This is a genomic window from Streptomyces sp. NPDC059679, assembly GCF_042734105.1.
Taxonomy (GTDB): Bacteria; Actinomycetota; Actinomycetes; order Streptomycetales; family Streptomycetaceae; genus Streptomyces.
This window is the reverse complement of the sequence record NZ_JBHWES010000028.1, coordinates 74988-95984: the sequence shown is the minus strand read 5'-3', so window position 1 is coordinate 95984 and position 20997 is coordinate 74988. Positions and strand designations below refer to the sequence as shown.

Genomic DNA, 20997 nt, shown 5'->3' with positions numbered 1-20997 from the left:
GACAGTGGCGCGCCCGGGGTCACAGTCCCTGTTCGGTGAGCCAGCGCTCGATCGCCTCGGTGGTCAGGGCGATGTTGTCCTCCATGACCGTGAAGTGGTCGCCGGGTGTGGTGGCGGCCGTGTGCGGGAACGGCCAGGACGGCCGCCAGTCGTCGCCGTCGAATCCGCTGTCCTGGTGGGGCAGCGGGGATTCGGCACCGAGGAAGAGCGTCGGGCGCTCGATGGGCGCCACCTCGCACTCGTCCATCAGCGTGTGGTAGCGGCCCATGGCGGTCAGCCGCACACCGCTGAGCGCGTCGGGCCCGAGGATGTGTTCGCGGGCGAACAGGCCGTCGTTCATCGCGCCCAGCGTCTCGGCCGAGAACGTGCTGTCGGCCTGGAAGGTGTCGATGAGGACGACCGCGGCGGGCGCGAGCCCGGCCCGCTCGGCCCGCATCGCCAGAGCGTAGGCGATCAGCCCGCCCGCCGAGTGTCCGAGGAGCACATACGAGCCATCCGCGACGGACGAACGCAGCGCGGCCAGCTGCAACTCCAGGAAGGTCTCGAACGAGTCGGGCAGCAACTCCCCCTCGACGAAACCGGGGTTGACCAGGGACAGCACATCCCGCTCGCCCTGAAGGAACTGTGAGAGCCGGGCGTACTGCACCGGACCCGCGGTGGCGGTGATGGCGGGCACACAGACCACCGCCGCCCGGCCGCCGTCGCCCCGGGCGAGCCGGACGGTCCGCGGGACGTGGTCCGCCGCGGTCTCCGCGGTGAAGGACGGCCTGAGCCGCGCGGCGGCCTGGATGAGGTCCATGCCCGCCGTGCCCGCCTGCCCGAGTGCGTACGACTCGCGGTAGAGCGCTTCGATGCTGTCGAAGGGAGAGGAGGGCGAGGGCGCGTGGTCCGCGGCCCGGTGGCCGGGCGCGGCGCCGGCGGTGACGAGTTGCGCCAGGTGGCCGGCGAGCCGGGCCGTGGTGGAGTACTCGAACATCGTGGTGGCCGGGAGTTCGACCTCCAGCAGCGCGCCGAGCCGGTCGCGCAGGGTGATGCCCGCCAGCGAGTCCACCCCCAGGTCGAGGAACTCCACGTCGGAGTCGATGTCCGCGCCCACGCCGTGGCGCAGGACCGCGGCCAGCTCGCCGCGGATGATGTCCTCCAGCAGTCGGCGGCGCTTGTCCGGCGCGGCCTCGCGCACCCGGGCCAGGGTGTTCTCCCCCGGCTCCCCCTGCACCCCCCGCTCCCCAGGCTTCCGCGGTGGCCTTCCGGGCCGGGCGGGCCGCGTGGCAGCCGACCCGGGGGCGGGCTGGAACTCGGCCGTGGGCATGGCGCGCAGCGTCAGACGGTCGACTCCGGCGACCGGGCGGCCCTCGGGGTCGGCGAGGCGGACGTCGATCGCGCCCTCGCCCGCGCCGGAGAGCCGGATCCGGACGGCCGTGGCAACGGCGTCGGCAGCTGTGGCGACGGTCGTGGTGTGCAGCCGCACCCCGGCCCACGCTCGCGCCATCGTCACCTGAGCGTCGTCGAGGGCGAGGAACCCGCCCAGGCCCGTGGTGTGCAGGGCGGCGTCGAGCAGCGCCGGGTGGAGGCGGAAGCCGCCGACGGGGGTCCCCTCCGCCAGGGCCACCTCGGCGAAGACTTCCGCGCCCCGCCGCCACACGGCGCGCAGGCTCTGGAACGCGGGGCCGTATGTGAAGCCCTGTTCGGCCAGTGCGTCGTAGAGGCCTGCCACGTCGGCCGCCACCGCGCCGGGCGGCGGCCAGGCGCCCGCGAATTCCTCGAAGCCCTCCGGCGCGTCCTGGTCTTCGATGTCTTCCGGGCCGTCGGACCGGGGGGCCAGGACCGCGCGGGCGTGGCACGTCCAGTCCGCGGCCTCGCCATTGCCGGAGGACTCGGGGCGGGAGTGGACGGTCAGGGCGCGGTGGCCGTCCTCGCCGGCCGGGCCCACCTGCACCTGAACGTGCGCGGCGGTGTCGTGGCCGAGGATCAGCGGCGCCTCCTGGGTGAGTTCACGCAGCTCGGGGCAGTTCAGCCGGTGACCGGCGTACAGCGCCCAGTCGACGAGCACACCGGCGGGCAGCAGGGCCGTGCCCGACACCGCGTGGTCGGCGAGCCACGGCTGCGCCGCCGGCGAGAGCCTGCCGGTGAACAGGGCGGTGTCGCCCTCGGCGGGGATGACCGCGCCGGCGAGCAGGGGGTGGTCCGCCGCGTCGAGGCCGACTCCGCTCGCGTCCCCGGCGCGCGCGGGCGCCTCGAGCCAGAACCGCTGCCGCTGGAAGGCGTAGGTGGGCAGGTCGACCGGGCGTGTCGCGCGCGGCACCAGGGTGGACCAGTCCACCCCGTCGCCGTGGACCCACAGCGTCGCCGCCGACCGGGTCAGCGCGGCGCGGTCGTCGTGTTCGCGCCGCAGGGACCCGACCACGACCGCGTCGTGTCCGGCGGCGGCCGCCAGGCCGGCCACGGTGTCCGTCGCCACCGGATGGGGGCTCAGCTCGACGAAGGTGTCCACCCCGTCCCGCAGCAGCATCCCGACCGCGTCGGAAAACCCGTCGGGCGCGCCGGGGCGCCGGTGCCAGTGGTCCGCGTCCGCGCTCTCCGGGTCGAACGGGCGCCCCGTGGCGGACGAGTACAGCCGGACGCGACCGCTCCGTACGATGACCGGCGGGGGCGCCTCCGACGGCTCGGCCGCCGGCGCCCGGCCCCGCCACGCCGCCAGCGCGGCCCCGTCGGCCAGGGACATCACACCGGCCACGCAGGCGGCGGCGATCTCGCCGTGCGCCCGGCCGACCACGGCGGCGGGTGTGACACCGACCGAGCGCCACAGCTCAGCCAGCGAGACCATCACGGCCCACAGCGCGGGAACGGCGACGTCATGGCGCATCGGCGTGCCCGGCTCGCCCCGGAGCGCCGCGTCCAGATCCCAGCCGGTGTGCGGCGCCAGCGCCTCGGCGCACTCCCCCATCGCCTTGGCGAACACTGGGGAGGAGTCGAGCAGTCCGGCCGCCATGCCGGCCCACGCCGACGCCTCGCCCGGGAACACGAAGGCGGCCTTGGTGCGATTGCGGGCCACGCCGCGTACGACGTCCGGCTCCTCGTTGTCCTGGCCCGCGAGGGTGCCCTGGCCCGCGAGGGTGTCCAGGCCCGAGGCGAACCCGGCGCCGTCGGCGGCGAGTACGACCGCGCGGTGGCCGAAGACGGTCCGGGACTCCGCCAGGGCGGCCGCCATATCGCCGGCTGACACCGCGGCGCCCGCCGGAGCGGTGGCGAACTCCCGCAGCCGCTCGGCCTGGCCACGCAGGGCGACGGCCGACCTGGCCGACAGCACCCACGGCGGGGGCGCCGCCGGGGAGGGTTCGACGACCACCGAGGGCCGCTCGGCGGTGTCCGCGGTGGGTTCTACGGTGGTTTCCGCGTCGGTGTCGTCGGGCGCCTGTTCCAGGATCACATGGGCGTTGGTGCCGCTGATCCCGAACGAGGACACCGCCGCCCGCCGCGGCCTGGCCGCCTCCGGCCAGGCCACGGCCTCCGTCACCAGTTCCAGCGCGCCCGACGACCAGTCCACATGCGGCGTCGGCTCATCCACATGCAACGTCGGCGGCACCACCCCATGCCGCATCGCCATCACCATCTTGATCACACCCGCCACACCCGCCGCCGCCTGCGTATGACCGATATTCGACTTCACCGACCCCAACAACACCGCCCCACCCCCCGACCGCTCCCGCCCATACGTCGCCAACAACGCCTGAGCCTCGATCGGATCCCCCAACGGCGTCCCGGTGCCATGCGCCTCCACCACATCCACATCCGACGCCACCACACCCGCACCCGCCAACGCATCCCGGATCACCCGCTGCTGCGACGGACCATTCGGCGCCGTCATGCCGTTGGACGCCCCGTCCTGGTTGACCGCGGAGCCCCGGACGACGGCGAGGACGCGATGTCCGTTGCGCCGCGCGTCGCTCAACCGCTCCACCAACAGCACACCGACGCCCTCACCCCACGCCGTACCGTCGGCCGACGCCGCGAACGCCTTGCACCGCCCATCCGCCGCCAGCCCGCGCTGCTTGCCGAACTCCGTGAACGCGGCAGGGGTCGAGACGACCGCGACACCGCCCGCCAGGGCGAGGTCGCACGCTCCGCGCCGCAGCGCGCTGACCGCCATGTCCAGCGCCACCAGCGAGGACGAGCAGGCCGTGTCCACCGTGACGGCGGGACCCTCGAAGCCGAAGGTGTACGCGATCCGGCCCGATGCCACGCTGCCCGCGGTCCCGTTGCTCAGATAGCCCGCGATCTCCTCGGGCACCTCCTGGAGCCGCGCCACATAGTCGTGGTGCATCAGACCGGTGAACACACCGGTCCGGCTGCCCCGCAGCCGGACCGGGTCGATACCGGCCCGCTCGACGGCCTCCCACGACAGCTCCAGCAGCAGCCGGTGCTGCGGGTCCATGGCCACCGCCTCGTGCGGCGCCACGCCGAAGAAGGCGGCGTCGAAGTCGGCGGCGTCGTAGAGGAAGCCGCTCTCCCGCACATACGTCGTGTTCGCGCCCGCGCCCTCCGGGTCGTACAGCGCGTCCAGGTCCCAGCCGCGGTCGTCGGGGAAGCCACCGATGCCCTCGCGGCCGTGCAGGACCATGTCCCACAGGTCCTCGGGGGAGCGCACCTCGCCCGGATAGCGGCAGCTCATGCCGACGATCGCGATCGGCTCGTCGGCCACGGCGAGCGTGGCCCGCGGCCGGTCGCCCTCGTCGGCCGTGCCGACCAGCGCCGAGCCGAGGAACGCGGCGAGCGCCTCGGGGCTCGGGTAGTCGAACACCAGCGTCGTGGGCAGCCGCACTCCGGTGTCCTCCGCCAGCCGGTTGCGCAGCTCGACCGCGGTGAGCGAGTCGAAGCCCAGGGTGGCGAAGGACTGCGCGGGCTCGATGTCGTCGGGCGCGGCGTGTCCCAGCACGGTGGCGACATGCTCCCGCACCAGGTCGACCAGCAGCGCCGACCGCTCCCCCGCCGACAGGCCGCGCAGCCGGTCGCGCCAGCCGGAGTCCGCGGCCGATGGCGCGGCGGCGGCCCGCCGCTGTGGGGCCGTGACCAGCCCGCGCAGCAGCGGGGGCGCGTCACCGCGGCCGCGCAGGTCCAGGTGGACCGGGACGAGCACCGGTTCGGGCAGCCGGGCGGCGGCGTCGAAGAGCGCCACCCCCTCCTCCTCGGAGAGCGCCCGCAGGCCGCCTCGGTTCAGCCGCTTGACGTCGGTGTCGCTCAACGCCCCGGTCATGGTGGACACTTCGGCCCACAGCCCCCAGCCCAGCGACTGCGCGGGCAGGCCCGCGGCGTGCCGGTGCCGGGCCAGGGCGTCGAGGAAGGTGTTGGCCGCGGCGTAGTTGGCCTGTCCCGGGGAGCCGAAGATCCCGGCGGCGGAGGAGAACAGCACGAAGAAGTCCAGGTCCAGAGCCTCGGTCAGCTCGTGCAGATGCCACGCGGCGTCCACCTTCGGCCGGAAGACCGCCGCGAGGCGTTCCGGTGTCTGCGCGGCGACCATGCCGTCGTCGAGGACACCGGCCGCGTGCACCACCCCGCGCAGTTCGGGGAGGGAGGCCAGCAGTTCGGCGACGGCGTCCCGGTCCGCGATGTCACAGGCAGCCAGCCGTATCGTGGCGCCGAGGCCGCGCAGCCGCTCGGCCAGCTCGGCGGCGCCGGGGGCGGCCGGGCCGCTCCTGCCGACCAGCACCAGGTCGGTGACCTGGTGGGCGGTGACCAGGTGCCGGGCGACGGCAGCGCCGATGACCCCGGTGCCTCCCGTGATCAGCACGGTGCCCCGGCCGGACCAGGGCACCGGCGCGTCGGCTGCGGGGAGAGCCGTACGGGCCAGGCGGGGGACGAACATCCGGGCGCCGCGGACGGCGATCTCGGTCTCGCCCGCGCCGATCGCCGCGCGGACCAGGTCCATCGGCAGGTCGGCGGCGGTGTCGGTGTCTGCCTCTGTCTCGATGTCCAGGAGCGCGAAGCGGTCCGGGTGTTCCGAGCGGGCCGAGCGCAGCAGGCCGTGGACGGCCGCCCCGGCGAGGTCGATGCCATCCCCGGCGTTCACCTCGGCCCCGCGGCGCACCGTCACCACCAGCCGGGCGCCGTCGAGTCCGTCGTGGGCCAGCCACTCCCGTACCCGCTCCAGGACGCGTGCCACCGAGCCCCGCACCCGCTCCGGGACAGCGCCGGAAGCCGCCGGGCCCGTGCCGTCCAGCAGTACGGTGTCGGCCCCGTCGGCCACCGCGGCCGCGAGCTCCTCGACGGGCGTTCCCTCGGCCCACCACACCGGCGGGCGCCCGCCGGTGGCCACCGCCTCCGGCTCCCAGGGCTCCCAGCGGTGGGCGAACAGGGATCCGGCCACCGCCGAGCGCGCCGAACGCACCTGGGCCGGGGTGACCGGGCGCAGCACCAGCTCGTCGATCCCCAGGACGGGGGCGCCGGTGGCGTCGGCGATCCGGACCCGGACCGCGGCCGCGCCCACGGTCCGCAGCCATACCCGGACCGTCCGTGCGCCGCCCGCCCACAGCCGCACTCCCGACCAGGCGAAGGGCAGCCGCGATGTGGTCTCGGCGCCGTTCGTGTCATCGGCGAACACGCCGAGCCCGATGCCGTGCAGCGCGGCGTCCAGCAGCGCGGGGTGGACTCCGAACTCCTCGGCCTCCTCGGTGGCGTCGTCGGGCAGGACCACCTCGGCGAAGAAGTCGTCGCCGCGCCGCCAGGCCGCGCGCAGCCCCTGGAAGCTGGGGCCGTACGCATAGCCCTGGCGGGCCAGCGCCGGGTAGAAGTCCTCCGTGTCGACGGGGGCGGCGTCGCTCGGCGGCCAGGACCGGCCGGTCAGCGGCCCGAAGTCGGTGGTGCCCGGGCTCTCGTGCGGTGGCGCGAGCACGGCCTGGGCGTGGCAGGTCCACTCGTGCTGCCCCTGCCCCTGCCCCTGTGCCTGCCCCTGCACCGCGCCGTCGTCGGCCGGTTCGGGGCGCGAGTGGACGGACACCGAACGCTGTCCGTCGGCGTCGGCCCGGCCCACCACGACCTGGACCTGTGCCGCGCCCGCGGCGTCGAGCACCAGCGGGGTCTCCAGGGTCAGGTCCCGCACCTGGCCGCACCCCAGGTCCTGCCCGGCGCGCAGGGCCAGTTCGACGAAGGCCGTGCCGGGCAGCAGCACCGCGCCCAGCACGGCGTGGTCGGCCAGCCAGGGGTGGGTGGCCAGGGACAGCCGGCCGGTGAGCACGGCCGTGTCGCCGTCCGCCACGCTGACCACCGCCCCGAGCAACGGGTGGTCGACACCGGTCAGCCCGGCCGACGCGACGTCGGCCGCCGCCCCGCGCGAGGACATCCGGGGCCAGAAGCGGCGCCGGTCGAAGGCGTAGGTGGGCAGGTCCACGCGGCCCGGCGCGGGGGGCAGCACCGCGCGCCAGTCCACCTCGACGCCGTGGGTCCACAGCGTGCCGACCGCCCGCAGCAGGCCGGCGAGGAGCGGCCGCTCGCGGTGGGCGACCGCGGCCACGGCCGCCGCCCCGTCCCGGAGGCTGTCCTCGATCGGCCTGGTCAGCGCGGTGTGCGGGCCGATCTCGAGGAAGACGTCGATCTCTCCCTCCAGGGCCTGCACGGCGTCCTGGAAGCGGACCGCCTCGCGGGCGTTGCGGATCCAGTACTCGGGCGACATGACCTCTTCGGCCGCGATCTGGGCCCCGGTGACGGTGGACACCATGCGGAGCGTCGGCGGCGACCAGACCAGCCCGGTGAGTACGGAACGGAACTCCTCGAGCATCGGCTCCATCAGCGGCGAGTGGAACGCGTGGCTGACCCGCAGCCCGCGGGTGCGCCGCCCGGCCGCCTCGGCGGTGTCGGCGACGCGCCGTACCACGTCCTCGGCGCCGGAAACCACGACGGCGGACGGGCCGTTGACCGCGGCGATCGCCACCCGGTCCGCGGGCTCGTCCGCCAGCCACCCTGCGACCTCGGCCTCCTCGGCGTCGATGGCGAGCATGGCGCCGCCGTCGGGAAGCCGCTGCATGAGCCGGCCACGGGCCACGGCCAGGGTCGCCGCGTCGGACAGGGAGAGCACCCCGGCCACATGGGCCGCCGCGATCTCACCGATCGAGTGTCCGAGCACGGCGTCGGGGGTCACCCCCCAGGCCCGCAGAGTGCGGAACAGCGCGACCTCGATCGCGAACATGGCGATCTGGGTGTACTCGGTCCGGTGGACCAGGTCCGCCCGCGGGGAGGACGGCGCGGCGAGGACGATGTCCGCGAGGTCCACATCGAGCTGTGGGTCGGCCACCGCGCACACGGCGTCGAACGCCTCGGCGAACGGCGGGACGGCGCCGTACCACTCCCGTCCCATGCCCGCCCACTGGGCGCCCTGCCCCGTGAAGACGAAGGCGGCTCTGGCGCCGGGGCGCACGGCGCCGCGCACATGGTGCCGGCCGGTGGCGGCCTTCCCGGCGAGGGTGTCCAGTACCTGCACGAATCCGGCGGCGTCCTCGGCGAGGACGACGGCCCGGTGCTCGAAGGCCGTACGGGCGGTCGCGAGCGCGACGGCCGCCCCGGCGACGTCCGGGGCGGCGGCGTTCGCGAAGTCACGCAGCCGGGTGGCCTGCCCGCGCAGCGCGGCCTCCGACTTGGCCGAGAGCACCCACGGCAGCACCCCGTGGTCCGCGCGCGTGTCCGCCGGGGCGTCGGTGTCCGTGTCGGCGTCAGTGACGGGGACCGTGTTGGTGTCCGGGGAACTCTGTTCCAGGATCACATGGGCGTTGGTGCCGCTGATCCCGAACGAGGACACCGCCGCCCGCCGCGGCCTGCCGGTCTCGGGCCAGGCGACACGCTCGGTGGCCAGCTCCACCGCGCCGGATGACCAGTCGACATGCGGCGTCGGCTCGTCCACATGCAACGTCGGCGGCACCACCCCATGCCGCATCGCCATCACCATCTTGATCACACCCGCCACACCCGCCGCCGCCTGCGTATGACCGATATTCGACTTCACCGACCCCAACAACACCGCCCCACCACCCGACCGCTCCCGCCCATACGTCGCCAACAACGCCTGAGCCTCGATCGGATCCCCCAGCGAGGTGCCGGTGCCATGCGCCTCCACCACATCCACATCCGACGCCACCACACCCGCACCCGCCAACGCATCCCGGATCACCCGCTGCTGCGACGGACCATTCGGCGCCGTCAGACCATTCGACGCGCCGTCCTGGTTGACCGCCGACCCCCGCACCACCGCCAACACCTGGTGCCCCAGCCGCCGGGCATCGCTCAACCGCTCCACCAACAGCACACCGACGCCCTCACCCCACGCCGTACCGTCGGCCGACGCCGCGAACGCCTTGCACCGCCCATCCGCCGCCAGCCCGCGCTGCTTGCCGAACTCCGCGAAGACGCCGGGCGTGGACATCACGGTCACCCCGCCCACCAGCGCGAGCGGGCAGTCGCCCGAGCGCAGGGCCTGGGCCGCCAGGTGCAGGGCCACCAGCGACGCCGAGCAGGCCGTGTCCACCGTGACGGCGGGACCCTCGAAGCCGTAGGTGAAGGCGATGCGGCCGGAGACGACGCTGGAGGCGGTGCCGGTGAGCAGATAGCCGAGCGACTCGTGGCCGGCGTGGTTCAGCAGGCCCGGGTAGTCCGCGCCGTTGACGCCGATGAACACGCCGGTCCGGCTGCCCTGAAGGGTGGCCGGGTCGATGCCCGCGCGCTCGAGCGCCTCCCACGACGCTTCGAGCAGCACCCGCTGCTGGGGGTCCATCTCCAGCGCCTCGCGCGGGGAGATGCCGAAGAAGCCCGCGTCGAAGTCGGTGGCCGCGTCGATGAACCCGCCCCGGCCGGGCGGCCCGTCGGGGTCGCCCTCCCCACCGCCCCGCCGCCAGCCCCGGTCGTCCGGGTAGCCGCCCATCGCGTCGCCGCCGTCCCGGACGAACTCCCAGAACTCCTCGGGCGTGTTCGAGTGCCCGGGGAACCGGCAGCTCATCCCGACGATGGCGATCGGCTCCCGGCCCGCGTCCTCCAGATCCCGGACCCGCTGCCGGGTCCGCTTGAGATCGGCCGTCACCCGCTTCAGGTACTCGACGACCTGCTCTTTCTCAGCCATGTTCCAAACCCCTCATAGAACGGCACTCGTGCGTGGGCCGGGTGCGCGCCCGCTCGGTCGCGCGCATCAGCTCAGCCCGAGTTCGTCGTCGATGTAGCGCAGAAGGTCGTCCTCGCTCGCCGCGCCGAGCTCGTCCACGCCGGTGTCGGGCTTCCCGGTGGTGTCCCGGGGACCGGAGCGCTCCCGCCAGCGGGCGAGAAGCGTCTCCAGCCGGGCCGTCACCTTCCTGACCTCGGTCTCGTCCCGCTCCTCGGCGAGCATCGCCTCGAGGCGCTCGAAGGTCTCGGTGCCCCACTCGCCGGTGTCCGTCTCGGGCAGCAGCAGCCCGAGCAGATGGCCGCTGAGCAGCTCGGGGGTGGGGTAGTCGAAGACCAGCGTGGTGGGCAGCCGGGTGCCGGCCACCCGGGCGAGCCGGTTGCGCAGTTCCACGGCCGTGAGCGAGTCGAAGCCCAGGGTGGTGAACGACTGGGCGGGGGCGATCCCGGTCGGTTCCGCGTACCGCAGCACCGCGGCGACATGCTCGCGGACCAGATTCAGCAGGGTCTCCAGCCGCTCACCGGGGTCGAGTTCGGCCAGCCGGCGGCGCAGCGCCTGGGCGTCCAGGGTGGTGGCGCGGCGCAGCGGGGTGCGCACCAGCCCGCGCATCAGCGCCGGCACCAGCGTCTCCTCGGTACGCAGGCGCGCGGGGTCGAACCGGATCGGCGCGGTGTGCGCACGGCCGGAGGCGAGGGCGTGGTCGAACAGCGCGAGCCCTTCCTCGGTGGTCATCGGGGACAGGCCGCCGCCGCTCATGCGCCTCAGGTCGGTCTCGTCGAGCGCGCCGGTCAGGCCGCTGGTCTCGCCCCACAGGCCCCAGGACATCGAGGCAGCGTGCAGGCCCTCGGCCCGGCGCCGGAGCGCCAGGGCGTCCAGGAAGACGTTGGCCGCCGCGTAGTTGGCCTGTCCCGGCGCGCCCAGCACACCGGCGGCGGAGGAGAACACCACGAACATGTCGAGGTCGTCTCCAGTCAGCTCGTGCAGATGCCAGGCCGCGTCGACCTTCGGCCGCAGGACCGTGGCCAGCCGCTCCGGGGTCAGCGCCGTCACCACGCCGTCGTCCAGGACACCGGCCGCGTGGACGACGCCGCGCAGGGCGGGGATGTCCGCGAGCAGTCGCGCGGCGGCGGCGCGGTCCGCGACATCGCAGGCCGCGATCCGCACCTGGGCGCCCGACTCGGTGAGTTCGTCGGCGAGTTCGGCCGCGCCGGGGGCGTCCATGCCGCGCCGGCCCACCAGCACCAGGTCGGTGACGCCGTGGGCGGAGACCAGGTGGCGGGCCACCGCCGCCCCGATGAGCCCGGTGCCGCCGGTGATCAGCACCGTGCCCTCCCGGGGCGGCCGGGCGCCGGTGTTCCGGGCCTCGGTGTCCGCGTCCGCCAGGGCCAGCCGGGGCACGAACACCGCGTCGCGCCGGATCGCGATCTCCGGCTCCTGCCCGGCCGTCGCGGCCGCCAGCACCTCAAGGGGGACGTCCTCGGCGCCGGTGTCGCTGTCGACCAGCCAGAACCGGTCGGGGTGTTCGGTCTGTGCCGAGCGCATCAGCCCGTGCACCGCGGCCTGTGCCAGGTCCACGGTGTCCGCGTCGGACACCTCGACCCCGCCGCGGGTCACCACGACCAGCCGGGTGTCGGCGAGCTTCTCGTTGGCCAGCCACTCGCGCACCCGCTCCAGCACGGCGGTCAGCAGATCGCGGACCCGCCCGGGCACCTCGCCATCGGCCGCCGGGAGGTCCGAGCAGTCCCACAGCACCGGGTTCGCGCCCTCCGCGACGGCGGTCGCGATCTCCTCGATCGACGCGCCGCCCGCCCAGAGCCTCGGGCGCACCTCGTCAGCCGACGCCGCGCCGTCCGCGGACACCGTGGGCCCGGTGGCCCGCGCCGGGTCCCACGGCTGCCAGTTCACCGCGTACAGCGACCGCGCGGCGGCCGCCCCGGCCGGGCGCAGCCGCTCGGCCGCCACCGGGCGCAGCGTCACCCGGTCCATGCTCAGGACGGGCGCTCCGAGGTCGTCGACGGCGCGGATGCGTACGGCGTCCTCGCCCGCGGGCGACAGCGCCACCCGCACCGACCGGGCGCCGTCCGCCCACAGCCGCGCCCCGGACCAGGCGGCGGGCAGCAGCGGTCCGGCGGCCTCGGCCGGGTCGGCTTCGCCCGGCAGCCAGGCGTGGCAGACGGCGTCGAGGAGCACGGCCCGCGCTCCGGCGCCGCCCGCCGCCTCGTCGGGGACGACCACCTCGGCGAACACCTCTTCGCCGCGCCGCCAGGCGGCGCGCAGCCCCTGGTATGCCGGGCCGTAGCCGTGGCCGCGCCGGAACAACTCGTCGTAGCGGTCGGTCACGTCCAGCGGCGTGGCCTTCGACGGCGGCCATACGCCGGCCAGTTCCGCGAACCCGGTGTCCGCGGCGTGGTCGGCCGGCTCCAGCGCTCCGGCGGCGTGGCGGGTCCACCGGTCGTGTCCCTGCTCCTCGCCCCCCGCTTCCGGCTGCGCGTGGACGGTCAGCTCCCGGCGGCCCGCGTCGTCCGGCGCTCCGGCCATCAGCTGGACCCGTACGGCGCCCGTGGCCTCCAGAACCAGCGGCGTGTCCTGTTCGAGGCGTACGACACCGCTCCCGCCGAGGTGGTGTGCGGCGTGGAGTGCCCAGTCGAGCAGCACACCCCCCGGCACCACCACGGTGTCCTGGACCGTGTGCTCGGCCAGCCAGGGCTGTCCGGCCACCGAGAGCCGCCCGGTGAACAGCACCGTGTCGGTGCCGGCCGGGGTGACCGCGGCCGTCAGCACGGGGTGGCCGGTGGGCCGCTGCCCGACGCCGCTCGCGTCCCCGGACTCCTGCGGCGCCTCCAGCCAGAACCGCTCGCGCTGGAAGGCGTACGTCGGCAGGTCCACGGGGGCGTTGGCGGCCGGGAGCAGCGCGGGCCAGTCCACCGGGAGGCCGCGCGTCCACAGCGTGGCCGCCGAGCGCAGCAGTTCGGCGCGCTCGTCCGTCTCGCGCCGCAGCGTACCGGCCACGACCACCTCGCGGCCCTCGGCACCGAGGGCGATGTCCTCGATGGCCGCGCCGACCACGGTGTGCGGGCTCACCTCGACGAAGGTGTCCACGCCCTGGTCCACCAGCGCGGCCACCACGTCGGCGAACCGCACGGGCTCGCGCAGGTTGCGGAACCAGTACTCGGCGTCGGCCGCCGGGCCGTCCATGGGCTCCCCGGTCACGGTGGAGTGCCATCGGATGTCGGCGGGGCCCGCGGTGATGTCGCTCAGCTCCGCCAGCAGCCGGTCCCGGACCAGCTCGACCTGCGGGGCGTGGGAGGGGTAGTCCACCGGGATCCGGCGGGCGCGGACGCCGTCCGCCGCGCAGCCGTCGAGCACCCGCCGCAGCGGCTCCTCGTCGCCCGCGATGACGACCGCGGCGGGGCCGTTGACGGCGGCCACCGAGACCGCGCCGACATCGCCCGCGTAACGCTCGACGAGTTCACGCGCCCGGTCGGCGGACACGGCCAGCGACGCCATGCCGCCGCGGCCCGCGAGCTGTCCGGCGATGACGGCGCTGCGGGTGACCACGATCCGGGCCGCCTCGGACAGCGACAGCGCGCCCGCCACGCAGGCCGCGGCGATCTCGCCCTGCGAGTGGCCGACGACCACCGAGGGGGTCACGCCGACGGCGCGCCACAGCTGGGCCAGCGACACCATCACGGCCCACAGCGCGGGTTGCACCACATCGACCCGCTCCAGCGACGGGGCGCCGTCCGCGCCGCGCAGCACGTCGATCAGGTTCCAGTCGGTGTGGGCGGACAGGGCCTCGTCGCAGCGCTCCAGCCACTGGGCGAACACGGGCGACGAGTCGAGCAGCCCGAGCGCCATGCCGGTCCACTGGGCGCCCTGTCCGGGGAAGACGAACGCCACGGTGGCGCCGGGGCGCACCGTGCCGGTCACCACCCGCTCCTCGTCCGGCTCCCCGCCGGCCAGGGTGTCCAGGGCGCCGGTGAACCCGGTGTGGTCGGCGGCGAGGACCACCGCGCGGTGGTCGAACGCCGCGCGGGTGCCGGCCAGGGCGGACGCGGCCGCCGCGAGGCCGACGCCTTCGGCGGCGGCGTCGCGCAGCCGTCCGGCCTGGCCGCGGAGGGCCGCGGCCGACTTGGCCGAGAGCGTCCAGGGCAGCACCGCCCCGGCCGGCGTGTCGACGGCGGGGGGCGTGGGCTCGGCGGCCGGCTCGGCCTCAGGTGCCTGTTCGAGGACGACGTGGGCGTTGGTGCCGCTGATCCCGAACGAGGACACCGCGGCGCGGCGCGGACCGTCCGTCTCGGGCCAGGGGACGGGCTCGGTGGCGAGCCGTACGTCGCCCGCCGTCCAGTCGACGTGCCGGCTCGGCTCGGCCACGTGCAGGGTGGCGGGCACGGTGCCGTGGCGCATCGCCAGCACCATCTTCATGACCCCGGCGATCCCGGCGGCCGCCTGGGTGTGCCCGATGTTCGACTTCACGGAGCCCAGCAGCACCGGACGGCCCTGCGGCCGGTCCTGGCCGTAGGTGGCCAGCAGCGCCTGGGCCTCGATCGGGTCGCCCAGCGAGGTGCCGGTGCCGTGGGCCTCCACCACGTCCACCTCGGCCGCGGCGACCTCGGCTTTGGCCAGCGCCTGGCGGATGACCCGCTGCTGCGAGGGGCCGTTGGGCGCGGTGAGGCCGTTGGACGCCCCGTCCTGGTTGACCGCGGAGCCCCGTACGACGGCGAGGACGTGGTGTCCGTTGCGCCGCGCGTCCGAGAGCCGCTCCACCAGCACCAGGCCGGCGCCCTCGGCGACCCCCATGCCGTCGGCGTCGGTCGAGAACGCCTTGGAGCGGCCGTCCCGGGCCAGTCCGCGCTGCCGGGTGAACTCGGCGAACACCACGGGGGTGGCCAGGACGGTCACCCCGCCCGCGAGGGCGAGGTCGCACTCGCCGCGCTGGAGCGCGCTGACCGCCATGTCGAGCGCCACCAGCGACGAGGAGCACGCGGTGTCCACCGTGACGGCCGGGCCCTCGAAGCCGAACGTGTAGGCCACCCGGCCCGTCGCCACGCTGCCTGCGTTCCCGCCGGTCAGGAAGCCGGCAACGTCCTCGGGCACGGACCGCAGCCGCGCCGCGTAGTCGTGGTACATCAGGCCCGAGAACACGCCCGTACGGCTGCCGCGCAGGCCCGTCGGGTCGATACCGGCCCGCTCGATCGCCTCCCACGCCAGCTCGAGCAGCACCCGGTGCTGCGGGTCCATGGCCACCGCCTCGCGGGGCGCCACGCCGAAGAACGCGGCGTCGAAGTCGGCGACTCCGTCGAGGAAACCGCCCCGGTCCACCATGGAGCTGCCGGGGCGCTCGCCGGTCGGGTCGTACAGCCTCTCCAGGTCCCAGCCGCGGTCGGCGGGGAATCCGCCCAGCCCCTCGCCGCCCTGGACCAGCAGGTCCCACAGGTCCTCCGGGGAGTCCACCCCGCCGGGGAACCGGCAGCTCATCCCGACGATCGCGATGGGCTCCTCCGGTGCGACCACGGGCACCGCCTCGTCGCGCCCCGGGGTCCGGCCGGCCAGCAGCGAGTGCAGATAGGCGCCCAGCGCGGCCGCGTTGGGGTAGTCGAACACCAAGGTGGCCGGCAGTCGGACACCCGTGGTCTCGTCCAGGCGGTTGCGCAGCTCCACGGCGGTCAGCGAGTCGAAACCGAGGTCCTTGAAGCCACGGTCCGTGGCGATCGCGTCGGCTCCGCCGTGCCCGAGCACGGTGGCGGCCTGCGTACGGACCAGGGCGACCAGCAGGGCCTCGCGCTCGTCGTCCGGTGTCGCGTCGTACCGCTCCCGCCAGCCGCCCGCCGGGGCGGGGCCGGACGCGCGGCGGGCCGGGGTGCGCACCAGGGCGCGCAGCAGCCGTGGCGTCTCCCGTCCGCCGTCCTGGCCGCGCGGCAGGTCCAGCCGGACGGGCAGGGTGTGGGCGTGGTCGAGGGCGAGGGCGTGGTCCAGGAGTGCGAGCCCTTCCCCGGTGGTGAGGGGGCGCAGCCCGGCCCGGCTCAACCGGCGCCGGTCCGCCACGCCGAGACCGGCCGTCAGCTCGCTGGTCTCCTCCCACAGGCCCCAGGCCAGCGAGTGGGCGGGCAGTCCCTCGGCCCGGCGGCGGACCACGAGCGCGTCCAGGAAGGCGTTGGCCGCGGCGTAGTTGGCCTGTCCGGGGGTGCCGAACGTGCCGGCCGCCGAGGAGAACAGCACGAAGGTGGCGACGTCGTGGGCGAGTTCGTGCAGGTGCCAGGCCGCGTCGGCCTTGGGCCGCAGCACGGTGTCCAGCCGCTGGGGCGTCAGGTCGGTGACCACGCCGTCGTCCAGGGCGCCGGCCGCGTGGACGACACCCCGCAGCTTCGGGATACCGTCCAGCAGGGCCGCGAGCGCGGCACGGTCGGCCACGTCGCAGGCCGCCAGCCGCACCTTGGCGCCCGCCTCCGTCAGTTCGGCGGCAAGCCGCGCCGCGCCGGGGGCGTCGGCTCCCCGGCGGCTGACGAGGACCAGTTCGGTGACGCCGTGTGCGGCCACCAGGTGCCGGGCCACCGCCGAGCCGACGACTCCGCTGCCGCCGGTGATCAGCACGGCGCCCTCGCCGGACCACGGGGGTGTGGCCTCGGCGGCCGCCGTTCCGGGCCGGGTGAGCAGGGGGACGTACAGCCGGTCCGCGCGGACGGCGGCCTCCGGCTCACCCGCCGCCACCAGCGCACCCAGCGCCTCGGCCGGGATCCGGGCGCCGTCGCCGTCGCGGTTGCCGTCGCGGTTGCCGTCGATCAGCAGGAACCGGTCCGGGTGTTCGGACTGCGCGGACCGCACCAGCCCGTGCACCGAGGCGTGCACCGGGTCCACGCGGTCGTCGGCCTCGGCCGGCACCGCGTCGCGGGTCAGCACGGCCAGCCGCGCGGCCGAGGCGCCCTCGTGCGCCAGCCACGCGTGGATCCGCTCAAGCACCGTACGGTTCAGGGCCCGCACCGCCCCGGGGACGTCGTCGGCGGGCACCGCCACGGCGGCGCAGTCGAGCAGCACCACCTCCGGGCCCTCGGCCAGGACGTCCTCGACCGACGCCCCGTCGGCCCACTCGGCCACGCGCGTGGCCACGGCGGGGGCCTGCGGCTGCCACCGGTCCCAGCGGGGCACATACAGCGACCGGGCCGGGGCCACGCTCCCTTGCGCGGCCGCCATGGGGCGCAGCACCAGTTCGTCCACGGCAGCGACGGGGGCGCCGGTCGCATCGGTGGCCCTCAGGCGTACGGCGTCCTCGCCCGCGGCCGTCAGCCACACGCGCGCCATCCGGGCCCCGGTCGCCCAGGCCCGGACGCCGGACCAGGCGAACGGCAGGCGTACCGCGCCCTCGTCGCCGAAGAGCCCGCCCAGTCCGGTCGCGTGCAACGCCGCGTCCAGCAGCGCGGGGTGTACGACGAAGCCGTCCGCCGCCGTGTCGTCGGCCAGCGCCACCTCGGCGAACACCTCGTCACCGCGCCGCCACACCGCCCGCAGCCCCTGGAAGGCCGGGCCGTACTCGTAGCCGCGCTCGAAGAGCGTGTCGTAGAAGTCCCCCACCTCGACGGCCGAGGACCCTGGCGGCGGCCAGGCTCCGGCCAGGGGGCCGGGCTCGGCGGCGGCCGGTGCGAGGTCGGGGGTGAGGGTGGCCGTGGCGTGCCGGGTCCACTCCGACGGGCCGTCGCCTTCGGGGGCATCGGTGCGGGAGTGGACGGTCACGGTCCGCGCGCCGGACTCGTCGGCCCCGGAGAGCTGCACCTGGAGGGTGACGCCTCGCGTGCCGTCCAGAGTCAGTGGGGTCTGAAGGGTCAGCTCGGCGAGGTGTTGGCAGCCGAACTCCCGGCCCGCCATCAGGGCCAGCTCCACGAAGGCGGTGCCGGGCAGCAGCACCTGGCCGAGCACCGCGTGATCGGCCAGCCACGGCTGGGTGACCAGGGACAGCCGTCCGGTGAGGACGGCCGAGTCCGCGCCGGCGGGGCGGGTGGCGGCGGTCAGCAGGGGGTGGTCGGCCGGGTCGAGGCCCAGATCCGAGGCGTTGCCCAAGGACGCGGGAGCCATCGACCAGAACCGCTGCCGCTGGAACGCGTACGTGGGCAGGTCGACCGGTGCCGTGCCGGGCGGGACGAGCGCCGGCCAGTCGACCTCGACCCCCCGGGTCCATAGCGTGGCCGCCGACCGGGTCAGCGCGGCCCGCTCGTCCTGGTCGCGGCGGAGCGATCCGGCGACCACCACATCGCGCCGGCCCCCGGCCGCGGCCAGGTCCTCGATCGCGGCGGTCAGCACCGGGTGCGGGCTGACCTCGACGAAGGTGTCCACGCCCGCGTCCAGCAGCACGGTCACCGTCTCGGCGAACCGCACCGGTTGACGCAGGTTGCGGTACCAGTACCGCGCGTCGCAGGCCGTGGGGTCGGCCAGTTCGGCCGTCACCGACGAGTACATCGGGACGGTCCCGGCGCACGGGGTGATCGGGGCGGCCAGCTCCAGCAGCCGCTCGCGCAGCCGCTCGACGTGCGGGGTGTGGGAGGCGTAGTCCACGGGGATGGTGCGGGTCCGCACCCCCTCGCTCTCGGCGGTGGCGACCACCTCGGCGAGCGCGTCCGGGGCGCCGGCGATCACGGTGGCGGCCGAGCCGTTGACCACGGCCACCCACACGCCGTCGCGCCCCGCGATGAGTTCGGTGGTCCGCTCCACGGACGCGGCCACCGAGACCATCCCGCCCTGACCGGCCAGGTCCTCGGCGATGACCCGGCTGCGCAGGGCGCTCAGCCGGGCCCCGTCGGCCAGGGACAGCACACCGGCGGCGCACGCGGCGGCGATCTCCCCCTGGGAGTGGCCCACCACCGCGGCGGGGACCACGCCGAGCGAGCGCCACAGCGCGGCCAGCGACACCATCACCGCCCACAGCGCGGGCTGCACCACATCGACGCGGGTGAGCGCCGCCTCGTCCCGCACCACCTGGTGCAGATCCCAGTCCACATGGGGAGCGAGCGCCTCGGCGCAGGCCCGGAAGGACTCGGCGAACACCGGGGACGACTCCAGCAGCCCGGTGGCCATGCCGACCCACTGCGACCCCTGACCGGGGAACACCAGCGCCGTCCTGGCCCCGGGCCGGGCCAGCCCGCGCACCGTGTCCGCCAGTTCCCCGGCGCCACCTGCCAGCGCGTCCAGCTCGGACAGACACGCGCCACGGTCGGCCGCGAGGACGACGGCGCGGTGGTCGAAGGCGGCCCGGGTGCCGGCCAGCGCGGCGGCGACGGCCGGGTCCGGCAGGGTGTCCGCGCCGCCACCGCCGAGGTGGGCGCGGAGCGCGGCGGCCTGGCCGCGCAGCGCGGGGGCGCTCTTGGCGGACAGCGTCCAGGGCAGCGGGCCGCCGCTGATCAGCGGCTCGGGGGTCGCGGCGGTCCCGTCGGCCTCGGCCTGTTCCGGCGCCTGCTCCAGGATGACGTGGGCGTTGGTGCCGCTGATCCCGAACGAGGACACCGCGGCCCGCCGGGGCCTGCCGGTCTCGGGCCAGGGCACTCGCTCGGTGGCCAGTTCGACGGCGCCGGCGCTCCACTCGACGTGCGGGGTGGGCTCGTCCACGTGCAGGGTCGGCGGTACGACGCCGTGGTGCAGCGCCATCACCATCTTGATGACCCCGGCCACGCCGGCCGCGGCCTGGGTGTGGCCGATGTTGGACTTGACCGAACCGAGCAGCAGCGGCCGCTCCCCGGGCCGGTCCTGGCCGTAGGTGGCGAGCAGGGCTTGGGCCTCGATGGGGTCGCCCAGGGTGGTGCCGGTGCCGTGCGCCTCCACCACGTCGATCTCGGACGCGGACACTCCGGCGCCGGCCAGCGCCTGACGGATCACCCGCTGCTGGGCGGGGCCGCTGGGGGCGGTCAGCCCGTTGGACGCGCCGTCCTGGTTGAGCGCGGAGCCCCGGACGACGGCGAGGATCCGGCGGCCCTCGCGCCGGGCGTCGGACAGCCGCTGGAGCACCAGCAGCCCGACCCCCTCGCCCCAGGCGGTACCGTCCGCGGCCGCCGCGAACGCCTTGCAGTGGCCGTCCTTGGCGAGCCCGCGCTGCTTGCTGAACTCGGTGAACGCGTCCGGGGTGGCCATCACCATGACCCCGCCGGCCAGGGCGAGCGAGCTCTCGCCGGCGCGCAGTGAGCGCATCGCCAGATGGAGTGCGGACAGCGACGAGGAACACGCGGTGTCGACGGTGACCGCGGGCCCTTCGAAGCCGTACGTGTAGGAGAGCCGCCCGGACAGGATGCTCGAGGCGCTGCCGGTCAGCAGATAGCCCTCGCTGTCCTGTTGGCCGCCCGCGCCACCGGCCCCGTATCCGGACAGCACACCGCCGATGAAGACGCCCGCCTTCTCGCCGCTCAGGTCCCCGGGGTCGATACCGGCCCGCTCGAACGCCTCCCAGGACGTCTCGAGCAGCACCCGCTGCTGCGGGTCCATCGCGAGCGCCTCGCGGGGCGAGATCTCGAAGAAGTCGGCGTCGAAATCGGCGGCACCGTCGATGAACCCGCCCTTGTGGATGTAGGAGCTGCGCGGGCGCGCGCCCTCGGGGTCGTACAGGGCGCCCAGGTCCCAGCCGCGGTCCGCCGGGAAGTCCGCGATGCCCACGCGCCCGCCCGCGACCAGCTCCCACAGCTCCTCGGGCGAGCTCACGCCGCCCGGAAACCGGCAGCTCATCCCGACGATGGCGATGGGCTCGCGGGCGGCGTCCTCCACCGCGCGCAGCCGGGTGTGGGCGTCGCGGGCGTCTGTGATCGCCTGCTTGAGGTATTCGCGGAGCTTCTGCTCGTTCGACATCCAGGCCTTCTTCAACGATCTGTGGCGATCAACGGGTCACGTCGTGTGGGGGCGGG

General features: G+C 75.4%; 1 protein-coding gene and 2 pseudogenes. All 3 read right to left on the bottom strand.

Translation table 11 applies throughout. From position 1 onward, the window contains the following. Positions 1-19 precede the first annotated feature (19 nt). Positions 20-10093, bottom strand: a complete 10074-nt coding sequence (locus ACFV2X_RS27705) for an SDR family NAD(P)-dependent oxidoreductase (RefSeq protein ID WP_385621332.1) — start codon at positions 10091-10093, stop codon at positions 20-22. 66 nt (positions 10094-10159) lie between these two features. Continuing rightward, a pseudogene (locus ACFV2X_RS27700) lies at positions 10160-11899 on the bottom strand (SDR family NAD(P)-dependent oxidoreductase); the annotation flags it as partial. A gap of 69 nt (positions 11900-11968) precedes the next feature. Next, a pseudogene (locus ACFV2X_RS27695) lies at positions 11969-20956 on the bottom strand (type I polyketide synthase); the annotation flags it as partial. Positions 20957-20997: the final 41 nt, after the last annotated feature.

Coding starts and splice junctions, on each gene's coding strand:
- ACFV2X_RS27705 (WP_385621332.1), bottom strand. CDS start 10,093: ATGGCTGAGAAAGAGCAGGTCGTCGAGTACCTGAAGCGGGTGACGGCC.